The sequence below is a fragment of the Bacteroides sp. genome (assembly GCF_028690125.1).
Taxonomy (GTDB): Bacteria; Bacteroidota; Bacteroidia; order Bacteroidales; family Bacteroidaceae; genus Bacteroides.
In genome coordinates this window covers 86,867-96,612 of record NZ_JAQVBV010000020.1, presented here as the reverse complement: position 1 = coordinate 96,612, position 9,746 = coordinate 86,867, and the positions used below count along the sequence as shown (strand labels likewise).

At 41.4% G+C, this 9,746-nt stretch carries 7 protein-coding genes; 1 reads left to right on the top strand and 6 read right to left on the bottom strand.

All coding sequences use genetic code 11. The features are described 5' to 3' along the window. From PHO71_RS14130 to PHO71_RS14110, 5 genes are all read right to left on the bottom strand, one after another. On the bottom strand, window positions 1-410 hold a 410-nt coding region (locus PHO71_RS14130), incomplete at its 3' end, for a DUF6443 domain-containing protein (RefSeq protein WP_300204454.1). A 168-nt stretch (window positions 411-578) separates the two neighbouring features. After that, window positions 579-3,749: an RHS repeat domain-containing protein gene (locus PHO71_RS14125; protein ID WP_300204451.1), complete on the bottom strand. Its 3,171-nt coding sequence runs from the start codon at window positions 3,747-3,749 to the stop codon at window positions 579-581. 158 nt (window positions 3,750-3,907) lie between these two features. Then, a complete protein-coding gene (locus PHO71_RS14120; RefSeq protein ID WP_159441740.1) occupies window positions 3,908-4,003 on the bottom strand; it encodes a smalltalk protein in 96 nt (31 codons plus the stop codon). A gap of 250 nt (window positions 4,004-4,253) precedes the next feature. Then, on the bottom strand, window positions 4,254-4,466 hold the full coding sequence (locus PHO71_RS14115) for a hypothetical protein (protein WP_300204448.1): 213 nt from the start codon (window positions 4,464-4,466) through the stop codon (window positions 4,254-4,256). A 722-nt stretch (window positions 4,467-5,188) separates the two neighbouring features. Then, window positions 5,189-5,800: an HU family DNA-binding protein gene (locus PHO71_RS14110; RefSeq protein ID WP_300204446.1), complete on the bottom strand. Its 612-nt coding sequence runs from the start codon at window positions 5,798-5,800 to the stop codon at window positions 5,189-5,191. A 408-nt stretch (window positions 5,801-6,208) separates the two neighbouring features. Here PHO71_RS14110 and PHO71_RS14105 point away from each other — a divergent pair, with 408 nt between their 5' ends. Continuing rightward, window positions 6,209-8,287 carry a BT4734/BF3469 family protein gene (locus PHO71_RS14105; protein WP_300204443.1) on the top strand — a complete coding sequence of 693 codons (2,079 nt, stop codon included), beginning with the start codon at window positions 6,209-6,211 and terminating at the stop codon, window positions 8,285-8,287. 498 nt (window positions 8,288-8,785) lie between these two features. On the opposite strand, the gene PHO71_RS14100 is transcribed toward PHO71_RS14105, so the two are convergent. Next, window positions 8,786-9,745 carry a TIR domain-containing protein gene (locus PHO71_RS14100; protein ID WP_300204440.1) on the bottom strand — a complete coding sequence of 320 codons (960 nt, stop codon included), beginning with the start codon at window positions 9,743-9,745 and terminating at the stop codon, window positions 8,786-8,788. Window position 9,746 lies beyond the last annotated feature (1 nt).

The following is a 9,746-nucleotide window of genomic DNA, read 5'->3' as shown; positions in this document are numbered from 1 at the left end:
GCCGCCCGGGCTATGTCCCCCACTACATAAGGTTCCATGTATCTGCCTCCCGAGGTATTCGTACCTACAGGCAGGTAACGGAAAGATTCCCGGTTAAGCCCGTCATAGCTTTGCAGGTTTACCAGGTCCTCTCCGTTAGGGGAGAGACCATGCAGGATGTTCAGGTTAGGATTACCGAAGCGGTCGTAGTATTGGATTTCACACCGCATCTGGTTCTCACTCAATCCGGCAAGTCCGGAAGTCTTTACTCGCGGAGTCACAGTGATGATGTGAGGCTGTCCGGCACTGGTGTGCATGTACAAGGTGTCCCGGGATTGAGCGGAGGCACCGGCGGGATATAAGGACAGGACCAGGAACGAAAGGAGGGTTCCCAATGTCCGCATATTCCTGATAGTTCGTATCGTTTTCATAATTCTTCGTTATTTTATTCTTGATTCTTGTTTCTTGTTTTACTCTGGTATTACTCTTGTTCACAAGCTTTCTTTATCAGCTATACTAAAAGCCGTAGTCGCATTTGGTGAATCCGTCAGTCGGTATCCGCCACAGGCATATCCGGCTTTTAGCATAGGTGATCCCCGTTATTTCTCTCTCAGGTGGTAGAGATACTGTTGCAACAGTACCTTGTTCGCGGCTGAGTCCAGGTAATAGCTCTTTGTCAGCCGGTTGAAACCGTCGTACTCATGTCGGGTGGTGATTCCATTGGGATCGGTGATGGCTATCACCCCTTGCAACGGTTCGTATTCGCAGGTGTATACGTTTGCTTCCGATAAAGAAGCGCGCAAAAGTTGTAGGGACTGTAGCATGGCCGGGGCAGGCATCATGTCTCCTGCCCAACCGTCTGTCTCGCCAGCGTCCACTCCCATGGCGGCCAGTACCTCCGACCGTGTGGCATTCTCTATCATAGCAACCGGAAAACGGCCTCGGTATCCCCAGAGATACGTAATGGGAGTTCCGTCCTTGCTGTGTACCTCCGCCACATTGTTATATAAATCGTAAGCCGTATAAACCACCTCGTCACGAAATTCCGTTTCCCGGTCCGTCGCGGAAACCACCCTGTCGGGCAGGCTTGTACCTTCCTTGAAAAGGATACGGTTTTCTTTCCAGCTACCCCCTTCCGTATGCCGGTGCATCGAGAGTATTCCCGGAAATTTCCCGTCCAGATAATCGTACTCGTCAATAGTGAGACCTTCGTCACTGCGGGTGGTAGTTATCTTACGAGGTTCCAGAGAAATTCCCGGCAGATGAGAAAACTTATACTCAAATGTCTTATTTTCCTTATAAGACTCAAACTCATAGGGAGGCTGATCATGAGGTACCTGCTCACGAGTTTCTATGGTATATTCTTTTGTGAGGAATGTATACGACCCGGGATCCAGATAGAAGGTAGTCTGGGCCGGACCACCGTCTTCCGCAGGATAGAATCTGCCGGTATTGAATACATTATCCCAGGAATAATCTCCTGGATTATTGAAGCAAACTTCCTGGCTGACAGAGATACGGCGTACCGGGATGTCGATGCTGACCACGCCTCCCGTACTGACATGTTCGTACTCATACTCCGTAGTAGATAATAAAAAGCTGTTATCCTTGTAACGTTCCACGCGCTTCAGCTTTCCTGCCAGCCATTGGTCGTCGGACAGGTTGATGTATTCATCCGGATGCTTTCCCGGATTGTTGGGAAGCGGGCATACGAGGCCTTTCAATTCACTGTAAGAGTGTCTTAACAGGTAATCATTCACTTGTTTCTCTTTTTTAGCATAGTCGAGTTCAGGGTCGTACTGGTCCCATTCCAGCAGGTTGTTATACTCATGGCAGGGTACATGGTAGACATACTCTGTCACGAGCGTGGAACCGCCGCCTTCGACACTTTCCCTTACATTGCTGTAGAGTACGGGGCTTCCGTTGTGGAACGTGATTTCACCAACGGGACTGTTGCGAATGACCGTCATGGGTTGGAGATTGTTCGGTGAGAAAGGTACAAGAACGCTGGTCTGATAATCCCGTTCGGTGATGATGTGCGGGATGGCTCCGCCGCCCCAAATAACTCCCCAGCCGATAGATCCTTCCAGCCCATAGCTGTATCTTTTGCGGACCGTCTTTTGTTCTTTGGGGTCGTAAGTACGGATGAGCTTGACCCGAAGGCCACCAACCGGCCGGAGGTACATCGCATCTTCGTCGTCCGGACCGACATAGCCCATGGCGAAAGCTGCATTGTTTCCCTCATATTCGAAGTGCGTTTCCAGACCTTGCGGGTCGGTGATCTGAATCAGCATTCCCAGATTGGTCCAGGTGGCATTAGCCTCCCGGTTCGCTCCTTTATAATCCAACAGCAGACGTATTTGTTGCCCATTTTTACTGTAAGTCAATATCTTGCGGAAGCTGGGGACTGTATTGACGACATACCGGTTTTCCGGACCGTTGCAGAATCCCCAATGATCTATCACCTTTGTATCGATGGAAGGGACAGCCAGCCCGCCGTTATAATTGAACTTATACGTCTTCGTCTCCACACCGGGTGCTGAGATGCTGACAGAATCCAGTTTGGTCAGGCTGGTATGGGAGTTGTAGGTACTGAGGTAGAAACGAATGCTGCGCACCAGCTTTCCATGTTCGTCGGTCACTTCTATTTTATCGTATGCATCGTTCCGATAGTCAGGTCCTCCTACCGAAGTATAACTGATTTCCATCGTATTACCCAGGAAATGTATGTCGGTCAGCCGTGGAACTTCAACGTCGTTGGGAAGGATGCTGCCCGAATTATCAATGTAGAGATCTCCTGAGTAACCACGTCTCAATTCCGCCTTATAATCATAATAGTAAGCATCCGAACCTGAATTATAATCGGGCACTAAGGCATAGTTGTATTCCTGAAGAGGAAGATGTTCGATCAGATTATATCCGTCTTCGGTTGCGTTCTTGTTGATGATTACTTCTCCAAGCCCCATACCTCCTTTGTTGGTTCCGGGTGACTGGTGGGAAAGGATATCATATCCGAAGGTAACGGACGGGGTGGTTCTGTGTGGCGATCGGATGCTGGTACAGTGCCAACGGTTGATGGATTGGGTATAAAATACTTTTTCTACTGCGCCGTCGAACTCATAATAGTACCCTTTGTCATCGGTGATGGTCATTTTATCATTTCTCTCCCAGTTTACCACATCGTTGGTACGAGGACTGGTGACCATGGGGCTTCCCCGGTAAAGCATATATCCGCTTCCTCCTCCATGAGGCAGGGTGTAGGTAAAACGGTCCGGCTGGCTGTCTCGTTTGCCGCTTACGACGTCATCCATAAAGTTGATCTGGTCCATCCTTGAAGCTCCGGGAGGTATACCACGGTGATAGCTACCATTACATAGCCAACCACAATCGCCAATATCGTCTTTTCCACGTATCTCCCGACTGACAGAGGGCTCAAGGCTGAGTGACCAGTTGGTGCCGGCCAGTCCACTACCTTCATGAGGCTTGAGGCCGGAAGCGTGGTAGGATAAGGTGACGGGGATCGTGATGTCTCCCGCTACGATTTCATATAAAGGAATGCTGATTTGGGGTACCCCCGTACAATAGTCCACCGGATAGGAATGGAATTTGTCCAAAACGGCTGCTTCGGGTGAAACAGGGAAGATCTGGGGCATGTCCAGCTTGACCACTTGACCGAATGTCGGTACTAGGGGAAGACATGCAAAGATAAGAAGCCGGAATAATTGTCTGGGAATCCGGATTTTGTTATTTTTTGTATGATTGGTTTTCATAAGAAGTCGATTTTTATAAATTGAATAATTGGTTTTTTAATAAATATCGGTAAACAACCCCCCTGCCGGAATAGAGCTCGTATCCACAGTGGGATTGTACCGGTGTTTGTGTCTTGAATCTGTTCACAGAATTCAATGACTTGGCTTGTTGAAAGACGCTACAGGTTCATTGCATTGGCGCCCAATGCTCCGAGCACTGCTGAAGCCACGGCGATAATCGCTTTCAGGACGATATCCCATACTGATTTTTTCATTGCCATTGTCGTACACCTCCTTTCTGATACTTTAAATGGTTCTATTAGTTTACTTTCTATATTCGTTTCGTTCGATATGCGATGCTCTTTAATGTTACCAATAGAGTGTACAATTCCCTGTCATGACGGATCTATACGTCATGATAAATAGATAATGTGTTTATTTATAATTGATTAATGGATTAGCTGAACTTTCCCGATTATGATCGTTTAGCTAAGCCGTTTTATGTTTTCTGCTAACAAATAAATATTACAATATAGAAAATGGAGGTGATCGGCACCGCTCTCGGTGAAATTTCCATTCATTCGAACGTTCATTATTACGTAAGATGTTTCCGGTATGACCCGGAGCATCGTGGACTTGCAATGTTTCAAGTTTCTTTTTGCCGGTAAGTTGCAATTCTCCCGTTTCATTGATGAAAATAGAACGGTTTGTTGTTCTGTTAATATTTAATTTATTCATGATATAATATTTATGGGTTTGTCTCTATTTCACAAAACTATTTTAATTTTCAACCTTTACCATATTATGTTACACATAAGTTGTGACGATTCAACGTAAGTCACAAGAAACTCGGATCCTTATATTAGTAGTTACTAATGTGCTCGCAAAAAAGTCAATTGGAATAATTTTTTTAACAAATTTTATTATTGGCTCTGTCAGACAGGAATAAGGTGTTTTATGTATTATGTTTCATCTTCCATACTTATTTCTCCTTTTTATATGGTCTATAATAATGAATGTCTTAGGCAACGATAGTTATATCGTAATTCGCATTGATCAACTATATTTCATTGCTTGTACTAACCAGGGTATACTGCTGTAATATGAATCTGCCAACCATATTATGGGAAATAAATATAATAGGAGTCTTTTCTACTATTTAACTAATGATTATTAGTCTGATGATGATAAGTATAGGTATTTTATATGGAAAACGTGGAAATAATGATGCTTAATGTAAGATATGTGCTAACTGAATACAAAAATGGCCAAAGGTTATTGTCTTATATGTTGCAACAAATACATCTAAGAGAATAAAACACATTGTTTTATTGTCACTTGTCACTTTTTAGCTTTAAATATTTGATAATCAAGAATGAAATGGTGATAATAGGTGGGTGATAATAGAGTGATAATAGAAATTTAGGCCCTTTATATTATCACTTCTGTTTAGCTTTTAATTATTTAATGTTTTGATTGTCAGCTGTTAAATATACAATTCGGTTACCTGTTCCCCGTGTGGTAAGAACTCCTATATCCACCAGATTATTGAGTTCCCGCAGTGCTTTTCCCTTTAGTAAACCCGTTAATTGAGTATATTCTCTGCGGGTGATGAAATGATTTTTTGCTAAAAATGCTTTTAATCGGGAATGTCGTGTCTCTTCCGGCAGGTCCGATGATTGTTGGAAACCGGATTTCGCACGGGATACCGTTCCCGAGCTATATCGTCGGAACCATCTTGTAGCTCTGAAATTTATATTGTCGAAAGAAATGGATACCGAGCGGATCTCTTTTTTATCCATTACCGGACGTGCCTTCAGGCTTGCCGAAAAATAACCGAACTCCCCGAGTTTGACATGATAACCTTCACTTAAATAATAAGAGACTTTCTCCTGGAGAGATACCATGATGCCGGCTAAATCTCCTTCCGTGAAAGAGGACGCTCCTGCTATTTCCCGAAACAGTTGTTTGCTGTCTATCGTTCCTTTCGAGACAATTCGGGGATATAACGGTTGGAGTTCACCGTCTCCATTCTTATTGGGTTTTCTCAGAAAATCATAATCTGCTGCCATTGCAATACTTCTTTTTTGTGGTTAATAGGATTGTTACTCAACTGATACGGCGTGTAGTAGAACAAATACTAGTAACCTTAACGTATTGACAAGGCTCGACTAATGTTTTTTGTAAGGTGCACGTTGGCGTTTCACGTAAGTGAAGCATTCGGATGCCGTACATGGACCAAAAGGATCACATACGTGGACCGAATGGAACAAGTACGTAAAACGATTTTTTATCACTGCAAAGATACATTAATTGAAGCTTTAAAACAACTAAATGTTCAGGTAATTTCTTTTTAAATAAAGGGTTTTAAACGGTTTTATACGATGAATTTATTCAACTGAAATAATAAAGATAAAAGATTGTTTTGTGCTCATTTTTTATTTATCTTTGAAGGATGTAAAAACATTCAATAAAAAGAAATGAAGATAACACAAATCAGGGAAAAGGAAGGCGTAGAAGCATTGAGTGTAGTAGAGTTTGCCTTATTGAAGGAGAAAATAAAAACAGAGACAAAGACTTGTCCGGTCACCGGACTACGCCAGGCCCTGCATTATGTATTACCCGGAGATACTTGTGACATAACCCGAAAGCTTCCTAAAGTAATGCCTGCTGCCGTCTTCGGACGTGTCAATGGCGTGAGGTGTATGAAAACGTACAACGGGATAGTTGAAATTAGTGTTGGTCCGTTGGCAGGAAAATCAGAAGTCGAGTTGGTGAAGAAAAAAGCGGCGGAACTACCACAAACAATGTTTGCCTTTATGGGATCGAGTGGGAAGTCGGTAAAGATATGGACTCGCTTTACTCGCCCGGACGGAACGCTACCTCAGACTTTGGAGGAAGCGGAGGTTTTTCAGGCTCATGCTTACCGGCTGGCAGTGAAATGTTACCAACCTCAAATCCCTTTTGATATACAGTTGAAAGAACCGACTTTGGAGCAATATTCGAGATTAAGTTATGACCCTGAACCCTTTTATCGGTCAAGTTCTGTACCTTTTTACCTTTCTCAACCCTTAGGGATGCCTAAAGAACCGACTTACCCGGAAAAAACGGTTGAGGAAAAATCTCCCTGGCAGCGTATTATTCCGGGCTATGATGCAAAAGATACATTGGCATTACTTTACGAAGCTGCTTTGCGGAAAACGTTGGAAGAGATGAAAGAAGGGTGGAAGCCGGATACTGACTTGCAACCTTTGGTAGTGCAACTGGCGAGAAACTGTTTTCTATCCGGAATCCCGGAAGAAGAAGTAACGCGGCGAACCATCCACCGGTATTACGTTGTCGGACAGGAAATGTTGGTTCGCGCAATGATAAGCAATGTCTATAAAGAGTGTAAAGGGTTTGGTAAGAAAGATGGACTGACGAAAGAACAACTTCTTGCTTTGCAGACGGAAGAGTTTATGAACCGGCGTTATGAATTCCGTTACAACACTCAGATAGGGGAGGTAGAATACCGGGATCGTTGTTCATTCTATTTTCGCTTCCGACCTTTAGATAAGAGGATTCAAAATAGTATTTTGCTGGATGCTCAGGGTGAAGGGATTGCGGTATGGGATCGGGATATAGACCGTTATCTCCATTCGAATCGTGTGCCCGTTTATAATCCGTTGGAAGAATTTATATTTCATCTTCCCAACTGGGACAGGAAAGACCGCATTACAGAATTAGCAGGCCGGGTTCCTTGTGAAAATCCACATTGGAGTATGCTTTTTCATCGTTGGTTCTTGAATATGGTGTCTCATTGGCGTGGAATGGATAAACAGTATGCAAATAGTACTTCTCCATTGTTGGTAGGTGCGCAAGGAACTCATAAATCTACTTTTTGCCGTGATTTGATACCGCCCGAACTTCGTGGTTATTATACTGATAGTATTGATTTCAGCAGGAAGCGGGACGCAGAAATGTACCTGAATCGCTTTGCATTGATTAATATTGATGAATTTGATCAGATTACCTTGACTCAGCAAGGTTTTCTGAAGCATATTTTGCAAAAGCCGGTAGTCAATCTTCGCAAGCCTTACGGGAATTCGGTACAGGAACTTCAACGTTATGCTTCGTTTATTGCAACGAGTAATCAAAAAGATTTGCTGACAGATCCTTCCGGTAGCCGCCGTTTTATTTGCATTGAGGTGAAAGATGCTATTGATACGACTCGCCCGATTGACTATCAGCAATTGTATGCACAGGCAATGTATGAGATTTATCATGGAGAGCGATACTGGTTTGATGAGAAAGACGAAGATATTTTAAAGCAGAGTAATCGGGAGTTTGAGCAGACTCCGCCTGCCATTCAGTTATTTTATCATTATTTCAAAGCAGCAGGCAATGATCGGGAAGGAGAGTACTTGTCTCCAGTGGAAATACTCGATTATTTACAGAAAAGGACGACTATTTCCCTATCTTGTGGTAAGGCATATCACTTCGGAAGATTACTTCAAAAAGCTGGAATTCCTTCGAGGCATACCAATAAAGGTACTGTGTATCGGGTAGTTAAGCTGTAAAATGGGTATAGTGAAATGAAAATAAGATGAAAATAAAGTGACAATAGAATCAGCTAATTTTCTATTGTCACTTTATTATCACTGGCTATTATCACTGATTTAGTATTGAAAATGAGTGCTTTAACTAGAAAAAGTGACAAGTGATAATAAAAAGGAAACTTTTTTAATCCTATGTTAAATTTAGTGTTGTATATTCAGACTGAAAGCTTAGTTAATAATAGTTCAAGTCATCATCATGGGACTCAATGCCGATATGGATGTACATTCTGAAAAGATCACTTTATATTGTATCTTATTCAGTTCTCCTTTTAGAGTACGTGTGCAATATGATAAATGTCATAAGGCAGTGTTATAGACTAGTATGTATTTTTGTCTTAAATTTGTTGCATTTAATTTGTGTAAATATTCTTTCTAATTAAGTTTTTTTGATTAATAATAAAAACAGTTTATGAAGAATAGACAACAGGATTTAATTAACAGTAGACTATTTCATTAAAGTTATAAATAACTAGTTTTGTCTTTTTGTATTACTTCTAAGATTTTATCACAAGAAGATCTGACAGCAGAATCTTTATTTTCATTTTCAGTATATGGAAAACGATTCATCCCATCTATATCTGTAATTATTCGTAATCCTTTCCATTCTTGAGGTACAATGAAAAAAGTATTATGACGTCCATTTTTTCCCATAAACAAGCCATACTCAAAAATTACATTATCTCTTGGTATCTTTTTTTCTTCATTATCGTTTGACATTTTTATAGTGTCATCTGGAGAAAAAATAAAAATACTATATTTATATTTTTCAATTGCTTTTTCAAGAACTTCAATGTTTACATCATTATCATCTCCAAATACATTATCCCAAATATCAACATCAATTTTTAACTTCTTCTTTTCAATTACACTTTTAACTGCTGTTGCATAAGACAGACCGTTAGTTGAAGATCCGATGAAAATTTTGGGTTTATCTGAATTACATATACCGTTTGTTGATGTTTTTTTTGAGAAAGGCTTTAACTCTTTTAGAAAATCTTCATCTGATGATAACAAGGATGTATAAGTACACATAATGTTAGATCCTTTCAACTTTACAAATTTCTTATTTTGGTCAGCGCATAACCTTTCAATTTCTCCACTTCTAGTGACAAAAAATGGATTAATATGTGCGCATCCTGGTATTGAACGAATGTCGGCTACAACTGTTTGTAATTTTTTGGTTTGTGACTCTTTACCTGCTTCGCCAATATTAGCGTGGATTAATAACCTAAACTCAATGTTATTTGAGAAATCAGCCAATACTAACTTTAGGGCGTTGGCATCTTCTAATACAACAACATTTGCATTGTTTTTGAAATTCACAGCACCATCAAAAGTATCAAAAAAATCGGTGTCTCCATTATGTTGTACCCCTCTTTTTGCAATTAAAAATGTGATAATTTTGTCTTTATTGTCCATA